The organism is Pseudomonas sp. HN2, assembly GCF_020736465.1.
Lineage (GTDB): Bacteria > Pseudomonadota > Gammaproteobacteria > Pseudomonadales > Pseudomonadaceae > Aquipseudomonas > Aquipseudomonas moraviensis_A.
Genome location: NZ_CP085885.1, coordinates 2,288,996 through 2,306,775 on the forward strand (window position 1 = coordinate 2,288,996; position 17,780 = coordinate 2,306,775).

Sequence of the window (17,780 nt, forward strand, 5' to 3'; positions counted from 1 at the left end):
CATGGAAAACCTGGATGCGCTGGTCTCTCAAGCACTAGAGGCTGTGCAAAGCGCTGAAGATATCAATGCCCTGGAGCAAATCCGGGTTCAATACCTTGGCAAGAAGGGCGAATTGACTCAGGTGATGAAGACCCTGGGGAATCTGCCGGCCGAAGAGCGTCCGCAAGTCGGTGCGCTGATCAACGTTGCCAAGGAACGTGTTACAGGCGTTCTCAATGCGCGCATGGCCCTGTTTGAAGAAGCCGAACTGGCTGCCAAACTGTCCGCCGAATCCATCGACGTGACATTGCCGGGCCGTGGCCAGACCTCTGGTGGTCTGCATCCGGTCACCCGGACTCTGGAGCGTGTCGAGCAGTTCTTCACCCGCATCGGCTACGGCATCGCCGAAGGCCCAGAGGTCGAAGACGACTATCACAACTTCGAAGCGCTCAACATCCCAGGCCATCACCCGGCCCGGTCGATGCATGACACCTTCTATTTCAATGCCAACATGTTGCTGCGCACCCATACCTCGCCGGTACAGGTCCGCACCATGGAATCGAAGCAGCCGCCGATCCGCATCGTCTGCCCTGGCCGCGTATATCGCAGCGACTCCGATATCACCCATTCGCCGATGTTCCACCAGGTCGAAGGCCTGCTGGTTGATCGCGACATCAATTTCGCCGATCTCAAAGGCACCATCGAAGAATTCCTGCGGGTGTTCTTCGAGAAAGAACTGGCCGTACGTTTCCGTCCTTCGTACTTCCCGTTCACCGAGCCATCCGCCGAAGTCGATATGGAATGCGTGATGTGCAGCGGTAAAGGCTGCCGCGTCTGCAAGCAGACCGGCTGGCTGGAAGTGATGGGCTGCGGCATGGTTCACCCGAACGTGCTGCGCATGTCCGGCATCGACCCGGAAGAATTCTCCGGCTTTGCCTTCGGCATGGGCGTCGAGCGTCTGGCCATGCTCCGTTACGGCGTGAACGACTTGCGTCTGTTCTTCGACAACGACTTGCGGTTCCTCGCGCAATTTCGCTAGTCGTAACGAATTCTTAGGAGAGCAGGATGAAATTCAGTGAACAATGGCTGCGTGGCTGGGTTAGCCCGCAGGTAGATCGCGACGAGCTGGTTGCCCGTCTGTCGATGGCCGGTCTTGAGGTCGATAGTGTTACTCCGGCCGCCGGTGTATTCAGTGGTGTCGTGGTGGGCGAGGTGCTGAGCACCGAACAGCACCCGGACGCCGACAAGTTGCGCGTGTGCCAGGTCAGCAATGGCGTAGAAACCTTTCAGGTTGTGTGCGGAGCGCCAAATGTGCGCCCGGGCCTGAAGATTCCATTCGCCATGATCGGCGCAGAACTGCCGGGCGACTTCAAGATCAAGAAAGCCAAGCTGCGCGGCGTCGAGTCCAACGGCATGCTGTGCTCGCAAGCCGAGTTGCAGGTCGGTGAAGGCAACGACGGTCTGATGGAGCTGCCGGCCGACGCGCCAGTGGGCGAAGACTTCCGTGTGTACCTGGATCTGGAAGACGCCAGCATCGAGGTCGACCTGACCCCGAACCGCGGCGATTGCCTGTCCCTGGCCGGTCTGGCCCGTGAAGTCGGCGCGCTGTACGCCGTGCCGGTAAGCCGCCCTGCGGTGGCTGCGGTTGCAGCGGTGCACGACGAAGTGCGTTCGGTCGAGGTGCTGGCGCCAGCCGCCTGTCCACGTTACTTGGGGCGGGTCATCCGTAACGTCGACCTGTCGAAGCCAACCCCGCTGTGGATGGTTGAGCGTCTGCGTCGCGCTGACGTACGCAGCATCGACGCTGCGGTCGACATCACCAACTATGTGATGCTCGAACTGGGTCAGCCGCTACACGCCTTCGATCTCGCCGAAATCAATGGCGGCATTCGTGTGCGCATGGCGGAAGAGGGCGAGAAACTGGTGCTGCTCGACGGGCAGGAAGTCAGCCTGCGTAGCGATACGCTGGTGATCGCCGACCACACTCGTGCGCTGGCGATCGCTGGTGTCATGGGTGGCGAGCACAGCGGCGTTTCCGCAACCACGCGTGATGTGTTCCTCGAATCTGCGTTCTTCGATCAGATTGCAGTGGCTGGCAAGGCACGTTCCTACGGCCTGCACACCGACGCGTCGCATCGTTACGAGCGCGGGGTTGACTGGCAGCTGGCCCGTGAGGCCATGGAACGAGCCACTGGCCTGCTGCTGGAAATCACCGGCGGCGAAGCTGGCCCGATCATCGAGGCCGTCAGCGAGCAGCATCTGCCGTCGATCGCGCCGATTACTCTGCGTGCCCAGCGCATCACTCAGATGCTCGGCATGGAAATGGATTCGGCACAGGTCGAGCGTCTGCTCAGCGCCCTGGGCCTGAACATTACCGCTGACGGAGAAGGGCAGTGGCGCGTCGAAGTGCCAAGCCATCGCTTCGATATCAGTCTCGAAGTCGACCTGATCGAAGAGCTGGCTCGTCTGTACGGCTACAATCGTCTGCCGGTTCGCTACCCGCAAGCGCGTCTTGCGCCACAAGCCAAGGCCGAAGCGCGTAGCGATCTGCCTGAGCTGCGCCGGTTGCTGGTCGCCCGTGGTTATCAGGAAGCGATCACCTACAGCTTCATCGATCCGAAGCAGTTCGAGCTGTTCAATCCAGGCGTCGAGCCGCTTTTGCTGGCCAATCCGATCTCCAACGACATGGCTGCCATGCGTTCGTCGCTGTGGCCAGGTCTGGTCAAGGCTCTGCAGCACAACCTCAACCGCCAGCAGGACCGTGTGCGTCTGTTCGAGAGCGGCCTGCGCTTCGTCGGTCAGCTTGAAGGCTTGAAGCAGGAGCCGATGCTATCCGGGGTTGTCTGCGGTAGCCGCTTGCCGGAAGGCTGGGCGCAGGGTCGCGATACCGTCGACTTCTTCGATGTGAAGGCCGATGTTGAAGCGGTACTGGGTTTCGCCGGTGCCCTGGACTCGTTCACCTTCGCACCGGGCAAACACCCGGCGCTGCATCCGGGTCAGACTGCGCGCATCGAGCGTGACGGTCGTGAAGTAGGCTTTATCGGTGCTATTCACCCTGAGCTGTCGAAAACACTGGGTCTGGATCGTCCGGTATTTGTCTTCGAGCTGGTTCTGGCGGAAGTGGCGCTCGGTAAAATGCCGAAATTCCACGAGTTGTCGCGCTTTCCTGAAGTGCGTCGTGACCTTGCACTGATCGCGCACAAAGACGTCGCGGCCTCGGCTGTGCTGGACGTAATCCGTGAAAATGCAGGCGAATGGCTCACAGAGCTCAGGCTGTTTGACGTGTATCAGGGTAAAGGTATTGATCCTGATAGAAAAAGCCTTGCAGTCGGCTTGACCTGGCAGCATCCATCGCGCACTCTTAATGACGATGAGGTGAATTCGACGACGCAAAATATCCTCACCTCGCTCGAACAAAGGTTGAACGCCACGTTAAGGAAGTGACGTATGGGGGCTTTGACGAAAGCTGAGATGGCGGAACGTCTGTATGAAGAGCTGGGCCTGAACAAGCGGGAAGCCAAGGAATTGGTTGAGCTGTTTTTCGAGGAAATCAGGCACGCTCTTGAAGACAACGAGCAGGTCAAATTGTCCGGTTTCGGCAATTTCGACCTTCGGGACAAACGCCAGCGGCCTGGCCGCAACCCGAAAACGGGGGAAGAAATCCCGATCACGGCTCGCCGTGTGGTCACCTTTCGTCCAGGGCAGAAGTTGAAGGCCCGAGTTGAGGCTTATGCTGGAACCAAGTCATAACGACGAACTACCCGTCATCCCGGGCAAGCGCTACTTCACCATCGGTGAAGTCAGCGAGCTGTGTGCCGTAAAGCCACACGTGCTGCGCTATTGGGAGCAGGAGTTTCCTCAGCTCAACCCCGTCAAACGCCGCGGAAACCGCCGGTATTATCAGCGCCAGGACGTGCTGATGATCCGGCAGATCCGCGCGCTCCTTTACGATCAGGGTTTCACCATCGGCGGCGCGCGTCTGCGCCTCTCCGGCGACGAAGCCAAAGACGACACCACCCAGTACAAACAGATGATTCGGCAGATGATTGCCGAACTGGAAGATGTGCTTGTGGTGCTCAAGAAATAAAAAGCTGCGTTTGAATACTTCCAGTTTTCAAAAGCTTGCGATATATTCTTGAGCGTTCTTCGAGATGAAGAACGAAATGCAACATCAGTCGGGGCGTAGCGCAGTCCGGTAGCGCACTAGCATGGGGTGCTAGGGGTCGAGTGTTCGAATCACTCCGTCCCGACCATATTTTTCAATGACTTAGGCCAATGTTCAAAGCATTGGCCTTTTTCATGTGCGTGAGATTTGCGAATGGAGTCGAGTCATGGATAAGGCGTTCAAACAGCCAATGTTTGTTGTTGGGCTGCCACTTGCAATTTGCGGCTTTGTTTTCGGCCTTAATGGTCTTCTCGTCAGCGGAACCTTTGCGTACGTCGCGCCGGGCCTATTGATACCTGGCTTGGCTTTCATGTTGATAGGTTGGCTGCAACGGAATAAATGATTTATCGGACACTCGGCCTCGTTGTTGCACGGGGCTTTTTCATGTCCGCTCGTCGAGCAGATCGCACGCCGAATCCGCGCACCTCCTCTCAACAATAAGCGCAACCCCTGCGCCACTGACGGGAGAGAATGATGATCGACGACAACAACGGCCCGGAAGCGCCATATCCGGGACCAGGCGAGCAAACACCTGACTCTGGCGAGGGTCATGACTCCGGTCTGGAGCAAGCTGACTCTGAGCCAAAGCAGGGTACCGACGAACGACCAGAGGACTGGAATCCGCCACCCGGAAATCCTGGCTCTGATCAAGATGCCCAGACAGGCCGAAATAACGGCGGTGCGAAATAGCCGCCATCGATCGATATCGACCCGGCCATGGTGCCGGGTTTTTATTGCCATCGAACATGCTACCAACGTAGCCGGGATGGATAGGGAGAAGGTCATCTAGGCGTCAGGGGCGAATGCGAGCGGCGCCGGCGGCTGGATGCTTCGATCCAGGCGCCGGCAACAAGCATGTTCACTCTACGATGCAAATCCAGCGGTGGTTGTATCGGTAAGGTGCGCGGGTGAAATGGACGTCTGAGACCATCTTCATGCCGCGCTCTTGAAGCGCTTCGGTCAGTTGTACGAGTGTCTCTGCCTGGATAGTCATTGCTGTCACCTCGTCAGATTTACTACGTTCATAATTCTTGACCGAGAGATCAGCCGGCTAATTCATTTTTTCTACGGTGATCATTTAACGTGTGTGATCAGAGGCGCTGTGCTTCTTCGTGCCTGCGATCTCAGCCCATTCAAGCCCGAAGCGCCCCAAATACTTCCTCAGCCGATCAGCATCATTGGGCTGCGCTTTGATCTGCCGGGAAACACCGAACAGCTGTCGACCGGCATCCGACAGACTATTTGCCTGTCGGCACACCTCAAGAACTGCCTTCAGTTGCAAACGGTCGAACAAGTCCATCTGCTCGCCATCTCCCGGCAACTCGTCTGACACCGCAGTGGGTTGCGCCAGGCCCCACGCAAACCGCAATCGATCAATCTCATCGTCCACCTGCTCTTCATTGATGCGCCCGCTGTCGGCCAAAGTCGCCATCCGCGTGATCGATGCGGACAGTTCGCGAAAGTTGCCCAGCCAGGCTGCTTCGCGTGAACTGGCGAAGTCCAGGTAGCGTCGGCGCGCTTCGAGATTGAAACGCACCCGTTGTCCATGTTCGCGAGCGTGGCGTTCCAGTTCGAAGTCGATGTTCGGCTCGATATCTTCGCGGCGGCCGGCGAGGCCGGGCAGGTCGAACGTCCACAGGTTGATCCGAGCGTACAGGTCTTCGCGAAACATTCCCTCGGCGACTCGGCTGCGCAAGTCGCGGTGGGTGCCGGCGATGATCAGGAAATCACTCTCCACTTCCTTGTCCGAACCCAGCGGGAAGAAGCGTTTCTCTTCGATGGCCTTCAACAGCATTGCTTGTTCGTCTGCGCCAAGCTCGCCGATCTCGTCGAGAAACAACATTCCACCATTGGCAGCGCGCAGCAGGCCTTCGCGAGCGTTCTGTGCCCCGGTGAAGGCACCTTTGACGTGACCAAACAAGGCAGACATTGCGCCGTCGCCCCGCAGGGTGGCGCAATTGACTTCGACAAAGCGTCCCTGCATCTGATGGCGATTGCGTTTGAGTTCGTAGATGCGTCGGGCCAGGAAGGATTTGCCGGCGCCGGTCGGGCCAATCAGCAACATCGGTGCTCTGGAGCGCACCGCTACGCGCTCGATCTGCTCAATGGAGCGGTTAAATGCAGCGTTGCGCGTGGCGATACCGGACTTTAAAAACTCTAGGCCTTCGAGGCGCTTGCTGGCGAAGCGTGAGGCGATGCGATCATAGCGCGACAGGTCGAGATCGATCAGCGCATGGGTGCCGCAGGCGGGCTCGTTATCGCTGTTGCGCTTGGCGGGGGAGGTCTGGATCAGTCGGGCCGGCAGATAGCGCGCTTCGGTGAGCAGGAACCAGCAGATCTGCGCGACGTGGGTGCCGGTGGTGATGTGTACAAGGTAATCCTCGGTCTCAGTGTCGAAGCTGTAAGCAGTGGTGAAATCGTGCAGGGCGCCGTAGACCTCCTCGAAATCCCAGGGATCGCGCAGCGACATTGGATGCAGGCGCACTTCGGTGCCTGGAGATGTCTGCTGAATATCAACAGTAATGCGCTCCGCGAGGCTCACGTCGCGGGCATCGAGGCCGTGGATCAGCTCAAGTCGATGAATCGGCAGATCTGTTTGCTGGCACAGGCCTACTGTGGGGCGCCAGTGGGTCCAGCGGTTGCCAGCTTTGCTGACGCGATCGAGGGTAGTTCCGATAAATCCAATGGCCACCGTGCGTTTGCTGGACATGCTTATCTCATAAGATAAATGACGATATTCAATGATAATTTTCCAAGGCGTGTTTGTCTCTGATGGGTTTCAAGTCGCCAGTTACAATTCAGATAAACCGTTCAAAAACATAGACTTAGAAAAAATGTAGAGAGAAAGTCATGAGCTGGCACAGCGGCTGCAATGCTGATGGAAACGAACAGGACAACAAAACATGAAAGATCAGAGCTACCAGCTTCTAGAAGTTGCCAACGGCAAACCAATCAAACTCTGGACCGAAGGCGTCCCGGTTGAAAACGAAGCCCGCGCACAGTTGATGAACACGGCGAAAATGCCGTTCATCTTCAAGCATCTGGCAGTGATGCCGGACGTGCACCTGGGCAAGGGATCAACCATCGGCAGCGTAATTCCAACGGTTGGCGCGATCATTCCGGCTGCCGTGGGCGTCGACATTGGTTGCGGCATGATCGCCGCGCGCACGTCGCTGACCGCAGCCGATTTGCCTGACAACCTGCACGGGTTGCGCAGTGCCATTGAACAGGCGGTTCCCCATGGCCGCAGTTTGAGTCGTTCGCGGCGAGACAAAGGCGCTTGGGACGAGATTCCGCAGCAAGCCGATCAGGCTTGGGCGGGCTTGCAGCCGCGCTTCAAATTGATCACCGACAAGTATCCGAAACTGGCCCACACCAACAACCGTGGGCACTTGGGAACTCTCGGTAGCGGCAACCACTTCATCGAAGTGTGCCTGGATGAAGCCAACCGGGTGTGGTTCATGTTGCACAGTGGTTCGCGTGGTGTCGGCAACGCCATCGGCAACCTGTTCATCCAGATGGCCCAAGCAGATATGCGTCAGCACATCGCCAACCTGCCGGACCGTGACCTGGCCTATTTCGAAGAAGGCAGCCGACATTTTGATGACTATGTGGAGGCGGTGGGCTGGGCGCAGGATTTCGCCAGACAGAACCGCGAACTGATGATGTGCGCGGTGATCCAGGCCACGCGGCAGATTATCCGCAAGCCGTTTGAAGTCGCGCTGGAGGCGGTCAACTGCCATCACAACTACGTGCAGAAGGAGCGGCATTTTGGTCATGACGTACTGATCACGCGCAAGGGCGCGGTGTCGGCGAAGAAAGGTGAACTGGGGATTATTCCGGGCTCGATGGGCGCGAAGAGCTTCATTGTCCGCGGTCTCGGCAATGAAGAATCGTTCAGTTCCTGCAGCCACGGCGCCGGACGCACCATGAGCCGCACCAAGGCCAAGAGCACGTTCACTGTCGCCGATCAGATTCGCGCCACCGCCCACGTGGAGTGCCGCAAGGACGAAGCGGTCATCGACGAGATTCCGATGGCCTACAAGGACATCGACAAAGTCATGCACGCCCAGCGCGAGCTGGTGGAAGTGCTGCACACCCTGCGTCAAGTGGTCTGCGTCAAAGGATAAGGGACTGCAGTGCTGGTGAGAGCGCTTACCGATGGCATCGTGCGGCACTGCACTGGTTTATCGCGGGCGAACCGAGCCGCGAAGTACCAACATTACTCAGAACTCAGAAAGACTCGCGGCGGCTGGATCGGTACCTCAGGGACACTGTCGTGCTGTACGCGTAAGGAAGTGCAATGACACAGGATGTAATTGAACTGGACGGCGCGATCGGCGGCGGCCAAGTGTTGCGCAGTGCGCTGAGCCTGTCGATGGTGACAGGCCGGGCGTTTCGCATTAGACAGATACGCGCCAGACGCAGCCGTCCGGGACTGTTGCGGCAGCATCTGACAGCCGTAATGGCGGCGGCGGAGGTTTGTGGTGCACGGATCTGCGGGGCGCATTTGGATTCGCAGGCCTTGAGCTTCGAACCGGGCGTAATCCGCGCAGGCGATTTCAAGTTCGCCATCGGCACGGCGGGCAGTTGCACGCTGGTTCTGCAGACGTTGCTGCCAGCCCTGATGCGGGCACCGCAGGCCAGTCGAGTGACGATCTCCGGTGGCACGCACAATCCGCTGGCGCCCCCGACTGATTTCCTCTCGCGCAGTTGGCTACCGCTGCTGCGGCGCATGGGCGGCGATGTCGAGCTGGACTTGCTGCTTCATGGTTTTGTCCCGGCCGGCGGTGGTGAGATTGCAGTTCGAGTGCAGCCTTCGAACCTGATGCGACTGGATCTGTGTGAGCGCGGGGAGGCGATTTCACGACAGGCTTTGGCGCTGACTGCCGGACTTGCGCCTACCGTTGCTCAGCGCGAACTCAGTCATGTGGCCAAGCGTTTGAACTGGCCATCGGATGCGCTGCAACACGTGACAATTGATCCGGCACGCGGTCCGGGAAATGTGTTGTTGTTGGAATATGCTTTTGAGCACGTGACTGAAGTGTTCAGCGCGTTTGGCCGGGTGTCGTTGCGTGCCGAGAAGGTAGCCGATGCCGCGATCAATCAGGCAGCCGATTGGTTGCGCAGTGATGCCGCGGTAGCTGAACATCTCGCCGATCAGTTGTTGTTGCCAATGGCGCTGGCCGGCGGCGGATCGTTCACCACGCCGCGTATGACGGATCATCTGCGCAGCAACATTGAAGTCATCCAGCTGTTTTTGCCGGTGCGTATCGATTGCCAGGAGGAGGGCAGTGATCGCTTGCGCCTGGAGATTTCACCAACCGCTTAGCAGCGCCCTGCAATCCTGAAGGCATTTGCAAACGTTGACCGAGAGCGCCGCTAGCCTTCAGCCATTAGCACATCCGACCTAATTGCCCCAGTTCCGGCTCGACTTTAAAGTCGTTTCGCTTGGCAGCTTATTGCCAGAATTTCTCCGGTATGAAAATCAAAAAGGTCGATCTGCAATGAACTCATCAAGGACTATCCCGGTTCTCGCTTTATTCGCAACATTGGCGCTCGCGGTCACTGGATGCCAGACCGTCAAGCCGGGGGAGAGCGATCTCAAGAATCGAGCACAGACCACCATCGGCAAACCCGTTATCAAGGTTTCCAACATTCGCAGCGACTTCAATACGACCTTCTACACCGCTCAAACCGAAGGTGGTGAATACACGTGCGAGCTGCCAAGCGGCCCGATGGTTGCTCTGGGTTCCATGGGCATGGGGCTGGGCGCTCAATGCACCAAGCAATGACGAAGCAGTTCTCTCAGAACTGAAATAAAAAGGCCAGTGTCGATGACATTGGCCTTTTCGTTTATCGAAGACTCTACTGAGCGGTTTTTTTCTCAAGATCTTCGGAGTCGCTCGACGTCGCCGCATCCTTTTCCGTCTCATGCGGCTCTGAGCCCGCGTTGGCGCCTGACGACTCTTCGCCTTTCTTGTTTGCCTTCTCATCATGATCGCGAGAGCTTTCTGCGTGATTGACGCCGGGCAGGGCGGTGGCAGGGGTGGAGGCGCCCGCTGTCGTTTCGGCTGCCCAGCCATGGAGCGGACCGATCAAGCACAGGCTGAAGAACGACAGGGCGAGAATTTTCTTGTTCATCTCGTGGGCCTTCTACTCGGGGATGTACTGCTTTGGATAGGCCCGCCTGCCAAAGGTGCGCGGTAGTGGACGAGCGGCGATGCCTGTTTTGTGCTCTCCCTGATAAAAAATCTCTCGACAGCAGGCAAATTGCTGGCCCCCAGAGGTAATTCGCCCCGGCAAAATCGCCTTTTTTCAAAAGGTTAGGTTGGCTATATGCGGACGATTGTCATCACCGTTGCGGCGCTTTCCCTGGCTTTGATCGCTTCGGGAGTGCAGGCGAGAGAGTTGAGCAAGGGCCATCGCTTTGCCTGCACCTGGGGCTCGGACATTGCTGCCGGTGCGCAGCAATCCAAGCTGTCCGGCGTTTCGCTGTACGGCGCTCGCAAGCAATTGCAGGTTCGCCGATTTCAGCAGCCCTGGATGCGCATGACGGCAATGGGGATTACCGAGCAGACCTATAACAGCAGCTCGAAGCTCAAACCGGCAGCGGTCAAGCAGACCTATTATGAACAATGCGTGCGCCACGAATTGGCCCGGCGCTGATGCTGTTTTACCGAAGCTGTTTACATGATTCAGGAGTCGCGAGAACCCTTGCCCAGCGCCGGTCCCGCAATCCGCGGCAACGGTTTGGTCTGCATCAACGTATCCAGAGCCTTGCGATAACCCTGGCCACCCAGGGCCATGCTGTTGTTGTGCGTCGCCCCGGGCACCAGGAGCAGGCGTTTGGGCTGCTCAGCGGCATTGAACAATTGTTCGCTGAAGCGCGGCGGCACAAAGGCATCAGCCATGCCATGCACCACCAGCAGCGGCATGTGAATATCGGCAATCTTGTCGATGGAGTCGAATTTCTGCGACAGCAACCAGCGCACCGGTAGCGAGGTCTTCGCCACGGCGGCGGCCACATCGGCCAGCGAGGTGAAGGTCGATTCAATGACCAGCCCGCGCACCGGCAGAGGCGTGTGGTTGCGCGCGGCATTCTTCCCAAGCTCAGCGGCCAGATCGATCGCCACTGCGCCACCGAGGGAATGGCCGTAGATCAGGCGCTTGTTCGGATCGGGTTGCAGCAGCTGGAAGCGCTCCCAAGCTACGCGGGCATCTTCATAAACACTGCTTTCGGATGGTAAATCGCCCTTGCTCTGGCCGAACCCGCGATAGTCGATAGCCAACACCGAATAACCCGCCGCGCGCAGCTGTTCGATGCGAAACAATTGCCCGGTCAGGTTCCAGCGCACGCCATGCAAATAAAGGATTGCCGGGGCATTGGCACGTTCCGCCGGCCACCACCAGGCATGGATGTTCTGCCCGGCCTTGAAGCTTTTCGGTTGCAGATCGAGTTCCTGAACGCTGCCGGGCAGACCACGATACCAGCCCGCGGTGCCGGGTTCGATGCGGAACAGCAGTTTGCGCTCAGTGTGTTCCAGCACGGCACAACTCGTCGGCACGCCAACGATCAGCGCAGCCATCAAGGCAAACACCAGACGGCGGCGTCGCAGACGAGTCAGGAAGGACAGGGACATTAATCGTTTCACCACGGCGCAGACAAAGAACGCTTTTTACCAGATGCCTCGGTCTGCGCGTGACTGTTTTTCGACCACCGTGCATGCGCAACGATTACAAGATGCTGCAATCGCTCACGCCACCTGCAGCACGATCTTGCCGATATGGTCGCCGCCCTCCATGCGGGCATGGGCCTTGGCCGCTTCAGCGAGCGGGTAAACCTTGTCGATGATCGGCAGGCAGCGCCCGGCGGCGAGGGCAGGCCACACCTGGTCGCGCAATTGATCGGCGATTGCGGCTTTCTCCGCAGCGGTACGCGCGCGCAGCAGCGATCCGGTGACCACCGCGCGTTTGCCGAGGATCGCCAACAAATCAACGTCATTGGCGCGGGCGCCGCCGAGGAAGCCGAGCATTACCAGACGCCCGTCCATTGCCAAGGCGCTGATGTTGCCGTTCAGATACGAGCCACCCATGATGTCGAGAATCACGTTCACGCCCTGATCTGCCGTCTTCTCGGCAATGACCTTGGCGAAATCTTCTTCCCGATAGTTGATCGGTTGTCCGCCCAGCTGACTGATTGCCGCGCATTTTTCAGCGCTGCCAGCGGTAGCGAACGCCTCGATGCCGAATTCACGACAGAGCATCAGCGCGGTGGTGCCGATGCCGCTGGTTCCGCCGTGAATCAGCACGCGCTGGCCGGCCTTGGCACCGCCGAGGCCGAACAGGTTGGCCCATACGGTGAAAAAGGTTTCCGGAATCGCGGCGGCCTGGACCCAATCGATTCCGTCCGGCACGGGAAGCGTTTGCCCCGCTGGAACCGCGCAATATTCGGCGTAGCCGCCGCCATTGGTCAGCGCGCAGACGCGATCGCCGACTGCGAACCGCGTTACTCCGGCCCCCAGTGCAACCACTTCGCCAGCCACTTCCAGGCCGGGAATCGGGTCCATGCCGGGTTTCATCGGATACTTGCCGGCACGCTGCAGGGCGTCCGGGCGATTGATACCGGCGGCGTGAACGCGGATCAGCACCTGGCCTTCGGCAACGGTTGGCAGAGGCACGCGCCTGGCTTGCAATACGTCAGGGCCGCCTGGTTCAGTGATTTCGATACGGGTCATTTCATTGGGCAGTGACATGTCGATTCCTGTGAAAAAGGTCGTGTAGATGGGAGCGCCGGCAGTGCGCAATGATTCCCTTCAGTTTGCCGCGCAACGGGTTTCAGTCGCAGAGGGCAGCCAGCGCATGGCTTGCTCCAGCAGCAGAGCCACTGCTATTGCGCCTGCTGCGATCACAAACAGCAGCTTGTGCTGCCCACCCGAAGCGTTGAACAGTGCGGAGTAGGCAAACCCGGCCAGCGCCTGAAAGGTGGCGAACGACACGGTGGCGCGGCTCCAGGCAATCTGCTGGCGGTGATGGGATGGCACCAGTTCATGCACCCGGGCCAAGGCCAGCGGCACAATGCCCGGCGGGAACGAGCCGAGAATCACCGCTAGTAAAGCCAGTGCCAGAAACGAATGGCAGACGGCCAGCAAACCGAGGGCAATGGCTTGCACTACCAGCACCACGCGAATGCCAGTGCGTGCGCCAAGCTGGTCGGCCAGAAAACCGTAAGTCACTGGCCCGACAATCGCCCCCAGCCCATACATGACCCAGACCATTGCGCCGGTATGTGCCCCCGCGCCCAGTCCGCGAGCCACATAATCCACCAGAAACACCATGGCGGGCACGAGGCCGGCCGCCATGAACGCGTATTGAGCGAACAACAGGTACACGCCCGGCGGTGTCGGCTCATCAGCCGACGTTATGTGCGCAGCCACCGGATGCGCGGTATCCGCAGGCCAGCCGAACCAGCTCAACGCGGTCAGCAACAGCGCCAACGCGCCCAGTCCCAGCCAGGTGGCCTGCAAGCCGAGGCTCAGCAGCGGCGGCACGAGGGTTCCCGAGCCGGCAATCCCGAGGCCGATGCCAAGGAAGATTGCGCCACTGGCCAAACCTCTGCGCGCCGCCGGAACGTGGGGCAGCACGGTTGCCGCCACCAGCACCATGATCGCGCCACCGGCAACGCCGGACAGCAAACGCCAGCCGAAGAACCAGCTCACCGACAGCGGATAAGCACAGGCAAAAAATGCTCCCGTGACCGCCAGCATCATCAAGCGCAAGGCATTGCGATTACCCAAACGATGAGCCATGGGCCGCCCGAGCAGGGCGCCGATCAAGTAGCCGACCAGATTGGCCGCGCCGAGGTAGACGACATCGTTGGCCGAAAACCACTGCGCCTGAATCAGCGAAGGGATCAATGGCGTGTAAGCGAAACGCGCCAGGCCAATGCTGACCAGACTGGCGCAAAGTCCGGCGAAGATCGGCAGCCAGATGCCGGAAGAGTTTGCAGTACGCATGATAGCGATCTCATCAGAGGTGTATGGCGCTCAGCTTATCGGCTATCGTTGCTGCGTATACGCAGCGATTAAGCGGCAGAGTGATGCAAAAATGCTTCTGGGAGAGCCGGCATGAATTGGGATGATGCGCGAGTATTTCTGGCGGTCTGCAGGGAGTCGACCTTGCGCGGTGCGGCGCGTGTTCTGGGCGTTGACCAAGCCACTGTTGGACGGCGCATCACCGCGCTCGAAAAGTCTTTGAGCGCGACGCTGTTCCTGCGCACGTCTGACGGCTATGCGTTGACGGCCGTAGGTGAAGCTGCACTCAAAAGCGTGGAAAAAATGGAGCATTCGGCACTGGAACTGGAGCGGCACATCCACGGGCTGGATGACCGGCTGACCGGTAATGTACGGATCAGCACCACTGACTCGCTGGCCATCGACTTCATTATCCCGGCGATGGCACGCCTGCATGATCAGCATCCGGATGTGCAGATCCAGCTGGATGCGTCGACGCAGATTCTCAGTCTGGCCAAGCGCGAGGCGGATATCGCGGTGCGCAATACCCGGCCGGATAACCCGGATCTCATCGCCCGGCGAATCGCCCGTTGGCCTGTAGGACTTTTCGCTGCGCAGGCCTATGTTGATCGCAACGGCGAACCGCAGCCCGGCAGTGCTTTCGAAGGCCACGATCTGGTGGTCTATCAGCCTTATTTACAGAGCAAAAAAGACCTCACGCTGGTCTCCGAGCCGTTAGGCCGAGGGCGCATTGTTGCCACGCTCAGTTCCAGCCTTTTGGTGCGTCGCTCCCTTGCTGCCGGCCTCGGCGTAGGGGAGATCCCGGTGTACATGGGCGAGCGCGACCGCCTGGTCAGACTCTGGCCGGAGCGGACCCGGCCGTTGCCGTATGAAGTGTGGCTGGTCACCCACGCCGACCTCCGTCACACCGCGCGAGTACGTGCGGTCATCGAGCAAATCGTTGAGGCTTTTGCGCTGGAAAACCAATAGTGGATTCAGGGTTTTGCCGAGGCTACAACGTCTGACGAAACAGCCTACGTCCGAGGCAGAATGGGCCGGCTTGTCGTCGCCAGTGATGAATTCTATTGTGACTGCAGTTCGATGCAGACCTCAGGCCTGCATCGAAACGAAGCGCCAGGGAAGGCCTCGGTAGCCACACAAAGGTGTCGAATTGAAAATCAGGGAAGTGAATCAATATGCAGTCACGGACAGATCGGACGCAGGTCGGGACAGGCAAATCATGAGCACCTTAAGCCGCGAAGAATTCGATGCCAGGATAGAAACCATCGAGACGAGAATGGACGGTCGCGTAGCAGAAATGCGCGCCGACATTCGCGGGTTCCTCGCTGCTCAGGCAGAGCAGAACAAGGTCTATCTTGAACGGGACAGGGCCCTACAGGAACGGGACAAGCGTTATGACCTGATGTGGATGGGCGTGCAGAAAATTGCCGACGAATCGCGGGAAGCGATCAGGCAGGCATCAACGGTAAAGGCCAACTATTGGGCTGCCACCACCGTGCATTTCCTCGGCGTGGCTTCGTTGCTGGTAGGCGCGCATTTCGCCAATCAGGCGGCGGTGTTGACCACAATACAAACCACGCTGGCGGCGATTCAGATTGGCAAGGAGGTGTCCGTCCCCCAACCAGTCGCACGACCCACAACGGTGCCGCCGCAATGAAAAACGGCCTTCATTGGAAGGCCGTTCTGCATCGCGCCAAATCATGGCATTTCAGGCAACTCCTGTGGGCGCAGGTCGAACACCAGCACTTCGGCATCGACACCGTTGCTCAACGTAAGCAGCTGTTCTTCACGAACCCGCACACCGTCGCCTTCCTGCAGGGACTGGCCGTTGAGTTCGACGCTGCCGCGCGCAACGTGCACGTAGGCGTAACGATTGGCCGGCAATTTCAGCGTGGCACTTTCCTTGCCGTCGAATAACCCGGCATAGACCCGCGCATCCTGGCGGACCTTCAGAGAGCCGTTGTTACCGTCCGGCGAGATGATCAGTTGCAGGCGACCGCGTTTTTTCTCCGCGCTGAAGTGCTCCTGCTGATAGCGCGGTTTGGCGCCACTGACATCCGGCACGATCCATATTTGCAAAAAGTGTACGGGCTTGGCGGCTGAGTGGTTGAACTCACTGTGCGCCACGCCACTGCCAGCACTCATCAATTGCACATCGCCGGGGCGGATCACCGAGCCAGTACCGAGGGTGTCCTTGTGTTCCAGCGCGCCTTCGAGCACATAGGAAAAGATTTCCATGTCGCGGTGCGGATGCTGGCCAAAACCTTTGCCGGCGGCGACCCGGTCATCGTTGATCACCAGCAGGTCGGAAAACCCTTGTTCACGCGGGTTGCGGTAACTGGCGAAAGAGAAGGTGTGAAACGACTTCAACCAGCCGTGATTGGCGAGGCCGCGATCGGAGGCTTTGCGAAGAGTCAGCATCATGAAATCTCCTGGCGGGACGTGAATTCGTCCGAGTGAGGAGAAGGTTACTGGTTACCGGACAAGGCAATAAGTAGATGGAAATTGAAAGACTGTCCGGCTCAGGTTGACAGTTTTGCGTTATGGTTCACCCATTCGTGTGCGCTGATTACGCCTGAGTTGGCCATAATGCCCGGGTTGCAGCGTGCGTATTTACCCCTGAAATGTGTGATGCCTCCCATGAAAACCGTGGCAATGGTGCTGTTTCCTGACTTTCTGATGCTCGACATGGCCGGGCCGCTGGAAGTGTTTTCAGTCGCCAACCGTTATCTGAAACCGGATTTGCATTATCAACTGACGACGTTAGGCACGGAGCGCGGGTTGCTGAGGGCGTCCAATGGCGTGCAGGTTCAGGCTGATTTGCACATCGACCAAGCCGCCGAGCGCTATGACCTGCTATTGGTGCCCGGCGGACCCGGCGCTTACAACCAGAGATTTCCGGAGCTGTTCACCTGGTTGAAAAACGCCGTGCCGCGCGCCGAACGCTATGGTTCGATTTGCACTGGCGCATTCATCCTCGGTCATGCCTGTCTGCTGGACGGTTATCGCGTCACCACGCACTGGAATTACACCGAGCGGCTGATCAAGGCCTTTCCGAAAACCACGGTGACCACCGATCAGATCTACGTCGAGGATCGTAACCTCATCACTTCGGGAGGCGTTACCGCCGGCATCGACCTGGCACTGGCGGTGGTTGCCCAGGATCACGGCAAGAAAATCGCCCAGGACGTGGCCAAGGTCTTGTTGGTGGTCATGAAGCGCCAAGGCGGACAAGCGCAGTTCAGCCCTTTGATGGCGGCAGTCTCTCCGCAAGAGACGCCCATCACCCGCGCGCAGAATTACGTGCTTGAACACCTGGAAGAAGCTTTCACCGTCGAGCGCATGGCCGGTTTGGCGAACATGAGCGCACGCCACTTCGCGCGTCTGTTTACTCGTGACGTCAACATGACGCCGATGGAGTTCCTGCAGAACGCCCGCATTGACTGCGCGCGAAACCTGTTGGAAACCAGCGATCTGCCCCTCAAAACCATTGCCTATAAAAGTGGCTTCGGCAGTGTCCGGCACATGCGCTCGCTGTTCGCCGAAAAGCTCGGTCTTACACCGTTAAAATACCGGGAACAGTTCAGCTAGAGCGGTTCTGT

At 58.8% G+C, this 17,780-nt stretch carries 18 protein-coding genes and 1 tRNA gene; 13 read left to right on the plus strand and 6 right to left on the minus strand.

What is annotated here, in order from left to right; translation table 11 throughout:
• The first annotated feature begins 1 nt into the window (after position 1).
• From pheS to LIS66_RS10155, 6 genes are all read left to right on the plus strand, one after another.
• Positions 2-1,018 (plus strand): phenylalanine--tRNA ligase subunit alpha, encoded by a 1,017-nt coding sequence (gene pheS / locus LIS66_RS10130; RefSeq protein WP_003226365.1) that lies wholly within the window; start codon positions 2-4, stop codon positions 1,016-1,018.
• Between the two features lie 26 nt (positions 1,019-1,044).
• On the plus strand, positions 1,045-3,423 hold the full coding sequence (gene pheT, locus LIS66_RS10135) for a phenylalanine--tRNA ligase subunit beta (RefSeq protein ID WP_116657266.1): 2,379 nt from the start codon (positions 1,045-1,047) through the stop codon (positions 3,421-3,423).
• Between the two features lie 3 nt (positions 3,424-3,426).
• Positions 3,427-3,729, plus strand: a complete 303-nt coding sequence (gene ihfA, locus LIS66_RS10140) for an integration host factor subunit alpha (RefSeq protein ID WP_002553164.1) — start codon at positions 3,427-3,429, stop codon at positions 3,727-3,729.
• Entirely contained in the window at positions 3,710-4,066 is a 357-nt protein-coding gene (locus LIS66_RS10145) for a MerR family transcriptional regulator (protein ID WP_003179985.1), read from the plus strand. Before ihfA ends, LIS66_RS10145 begins: the two co-directional genes overlap by 20 nt.
• An 89-nt stretch (positions 4,067-4,155) precedes the next feature.
• Positions 4,156-4,232, plus strand: a tRNA-Pro gene (locus LIS66_RS10150).
• Positions 4,233-4,310: 78 nt separating this feature from the next.
• Entirely contained in the window at positions 4,311-4,487 is a 177-nt protein-coding gene (locus LIS66_RS10155) for a hypothetical protein (protein WP_165839172.1), read from the plus strand.
• A 735-nt stretch (positions 4,488-5,222) separates the two neighbouring features.
• Here the strand turns inward: LIS66_RS10155 and rtcR are convergent.
• A complete protein-coding gene (rtcR, locus tag LIS66_RS10160) occupies positions 5,223-6,854 on the minus strand; it encodes an RNA repair transcriptional activator RtcR (protein WP_227974165.1) in 1,632 nt (543 codons plus the stop codon).
• A 193-nt stretch (positions 6,855-7,047) separates the two neighbouring features.
• On the opposite strand from rtcR, the gene LIS66_RS10165 reads away from it, so the two are divergent.
• The 3 genes from LIS66_RS10165 to LIS66_RS10175 all read left to right on the plus strand — a co-directional run bounded on the left by LIS66_RS10165 (position 7,048) and on the right by LIS66_RS10175 (position 9,939).
• Positions 7,048-8,274 (plus strand): RtcB family protein, encoded by a 1,227-nt coding sequence (locus tag LIS66_RS10165; protein WP_042609460.1) that lies wholly within the window; start codon positions 7,048-7,050, stop codon positions 8,272-8,274.
• Positions 8,275-8,447: 173 nt separating this feature from the next.
• The gene (rtcA, locus tag LIS66_RS10170) at positions 8,448-9,476 is read left to right on the plus strand and encodes an RNA 3'-terminal phosphate cyclase (protein ID WP_227974166.1); all 1,029 of its coding nucleotides are present in this window, start codon (positions 8,448-8,450) and stop codon (positions 9,474-9,476) included.
• A 175-nt stretch (positions 9,477-9,651) separates the two neighbouring features.
• Positions 9,652-9,939, plus strand: a complete 288-nt coding sequence (locus LIS66_RS10175) for a hypothetical protein (RefSeq protein WP_042609462.1) — start codon at positions 9,652-9,654, stop codon at positions 9,937-9,939.
• A 73-nt stretch (positions 9,940-10,012) separates the two neighbouring features.
• On the opposite strand, the gene LIS66_RS10180 is transcribed toward LIS66_RS10175, so the two are convergent.
• Positions 10,013-10,288: a hypothetical protein gene (locus tag LIS66_RS10180; protein ID WP_227974167.1), complete on the minus strand. Its 276-nt coding sequence runs from the start codon at positions 10,286-10,288 to the stop codon at positions 10,013-10,015.
• Between the two features lie 195 nt (positions 10,289-10,483).
• Between LIS66_RS10180 and LIS66_RS10185 the strand changes: the two genes are divergently transcribed.
• Positions 10,484-10,813: a hypothetical protein gene (locus tag LIS66_RS10185; RefSeq protein ID WP_042609464.1), complete on the plus strand. Its 330-nt coding sequence runs from the start codon at positions 10,484-10,486 to the stop codon at positions 10,811-10,813.
• Between the two features lie 29 nt (positions 10,814-10,842).
• Here LIS66_RS10185 and LIS66_RS10190 read toward each other — a convergent pair whose 3' ends face one another.
• The 3 genes from LIS66_RS10190 to LIS66_RS10200 all read right to left on the minus strand — a co-directional run bounded on the left by LIS66_RS10190 (position 10,843) and on the right by LIS66_RS10200 (position 14,160).
• On the minus strand, positions 10,843-11,787 hold the full coding sequence (locus LIS66_RS10190) for an alpha/beta hydrolase (protein ID WP_042609465.1): 945 nt from the start codon (positions 11,785-11,787) through the stop codon (positions 10,843-10,845).
• A gap of 114 nt (positions 11,788-11,901) precedes the next feature.
• Positions 11,902-12,900, minus strand: coding sequence for an NAD(P)H-quinone oxidoreductase (locus LIS66_RS10195; protein WP_042609466.1), 999 nt, complete (start codon positions 12,898-12,900; stop codon positions 11,902-11,904).
• A 60-nt stretch (positions 12,901-12,960) separates the two neighbouring features.
• On the minus strand, positions 12,961-14,160 hold the full coding sequence (locus tag LIS66_RS10200; protein WP_227974168.1) for a YbfB/YjiJ family MFS transporter: 1,200 nt from the start codon (positions 14,158-14,160) through the stop codon (positions 12,961-12,963).
• Positions 14,161-14,271: 111 nt separating this feature from the next.
• Here LIS66_RS10200 and LIS66_RS10205 point away from each other — a divergent pair, with 111 nt between their 5' ends.
• Both LIS66_RS10205 and LIS66_RS10210 read left to right on the plus strand, forming a co-directional pair.
• Positions 14,272-15,147, plus strand: a complete 876-nt coding sequence (locus LIS66_RS10205; protein ID WP_227974169.1) for a LysR family transcriptional regulator — start codon at positions 14,272-14,274, stop codon at positions 15,145-15,147.
• 250 nt (positions 15,148-15,397) lie between these two features.
• A complete protein-coding gene (locus LIS66_RS10210) occupies positions 15,398-15,835 on the plus strand; it encodes a hypothetical protein (RefSeq protein WP_042609665.1) in 438 nt (145 codons plus the stop codon).
• A gap of 41 nt (positions 15,836-15,876) precedes the next feature.
• On the opposite strand, the gene LIS66_RS10215 is transcribed toward LIS66_RS10210, so the two are convergent.
• On the minus strand, positions 15,877-16,599 hold the full coding sequence (locus tag LIS66_RS10215) for a pirin family protein (RefSeq protein WP_042609469.1): 723 nt from the start codon (positions 16,597-16,599) through the stop codon (positions 15,877-15,879).
• Between the two features lie 219 nt (positions 16,600-16,818).
• Between LIS66_RS10215 and LIS66_RS10220 the strand changes: the two genes are divergently transcribed.
• Entirely contained in the window at positions 16,819-17,769 is a 951-nt protein-coding gene (locus LIS66_RS10220; protein ID WP_227974500.1) for a GlxA family transcriptional regulator, read from the plus strand.
• The last annotated feature ends 11 nt before the right edge of the window (positions 17,770-17,780 follow it).

Bases quoted from the DNA above. Each gene is read 5' to 3' on its own strand.
- pheT (WP_116657266.1), top strand. From the start codon at position 1,045: ATGAAATTCAGTGAACAATGGCTGCGTGGCTGGGTTAGCCCGCAGGTA.
- pheS (WP_003226365.1), top strand. From the start codon at position 2: ATGGAAAACCTGGATGCGCTGGTCTCTCAAGCACTAGAGGCTGTGCAA.
- LIS66_RS10220 (WP_227974500.1), top strand. From the start codon at position 16,819: ATGAAAACCGTGGCAATGGTGCTGTTTCCTGACTTTCTGATGCTCGAC.
- LIS66_RS10190 (WP_042609465.1), bottom strand. From the start codon at position 11,787: ATGTCCCTGTCCTTCCTGACTCGTCTGCGACGCCGCCGTCTGGTGTTT.
- LIS66_RS10195 (WP_042609466.1), bottom strand. From the start codon at position 12,900: ATGTCACTGCCCAATGAAATGACCCGTATCGAAATCACTGAACCAGGC.
- rtcR (WP_227974165.1), bottom strand. From the start codon at position 6,854: ATGTCCAGCAAACGCACGGTGGCCATTGGATTTATCGGAACTACCCTC.
- rtcA (WP_227974166.1), top strand. From the start codon at position 8,448: ATGACACAGGATGTAATTGAACTGGACGGCGCGATCGGCGGCGGCCAA.
- LIS66_RS10200 (WP_227974168.1), bottom strand. From the start codon at position 14,160: ATGCGTACTGCAAACTCTTCCGGCATCTGGCTGCCGATCTTCGCCGGA.
- LIS66_RS10175 (WP_042609462.1), top strand. From the start codon at position 9,652: ATGAACTCATCAAGGACTATCCCGGTTCTCGCTTTATTCGCAACATTG.
- ihfA (WP_002553164.1), top strand. From the start codon at position 3,427: ATGGGGGCTTTGACGAAAGCTGAGATGGCGGAACGTCTGTATGAAGAG.
- LIS66_RS10205 (WP_227974169.1), top strand. From the start codon at position 14,272: ATGAATTGGGATGATGCGCGAGTATTTCTGGCGGTCTGCAGGGAGTCG.
- LIS66_RS10180 (WP_227974167.1), bottom strand. From the start codon at position 10,288: ATGAACAAGAAAATTCTCGCCCTGTCGTTCTTCAGCCTGTGCTTGATC.
- LIS66_RS10155 (WP_165839172.1), top strand. From the start codon at position 4,311: ATGGATAAGGCGTTCAAACAGCCAATGTTTGTTGTTGGGCTGCCACTT.
- LIS66_RS10145 (WP_003179985.1), top strand. From the start codon at position 3,710: ATGCTGGAACCAAGTCATAACGACGAACTACCCGTCATCCCGGGCAAG.
- LIS66_RS10215 (WP_042609469.1), bottom strand. From the start codon at position 16,599: ATGCTGACTCTTCGCAAAGCCTCCGATCGCGGCCTCGCCAATCACGGC.
- LIS66_RS10165 (WP_042609460.1), top strand. From the start codon at position 7,048: ATGAAAGATCAGAGCTACCAGCTTCTAGAAGTTGCCAACGGCAAACCA.
- LIS66_RS10210 (WP_042609665.1), top strand. From the start codon at position 15,398: ATGAGCACCTTAAGCCGCGAAGAATTCGATGCCAGGATAGAAACCATC.
- LIS66_RS10185 (WP_042609464.1), top strand. From the start codon at position 10,484: ATGCGGACGATTGTCATCACCGTTGCGGCGCTTTCCCTGGCTTTGATC.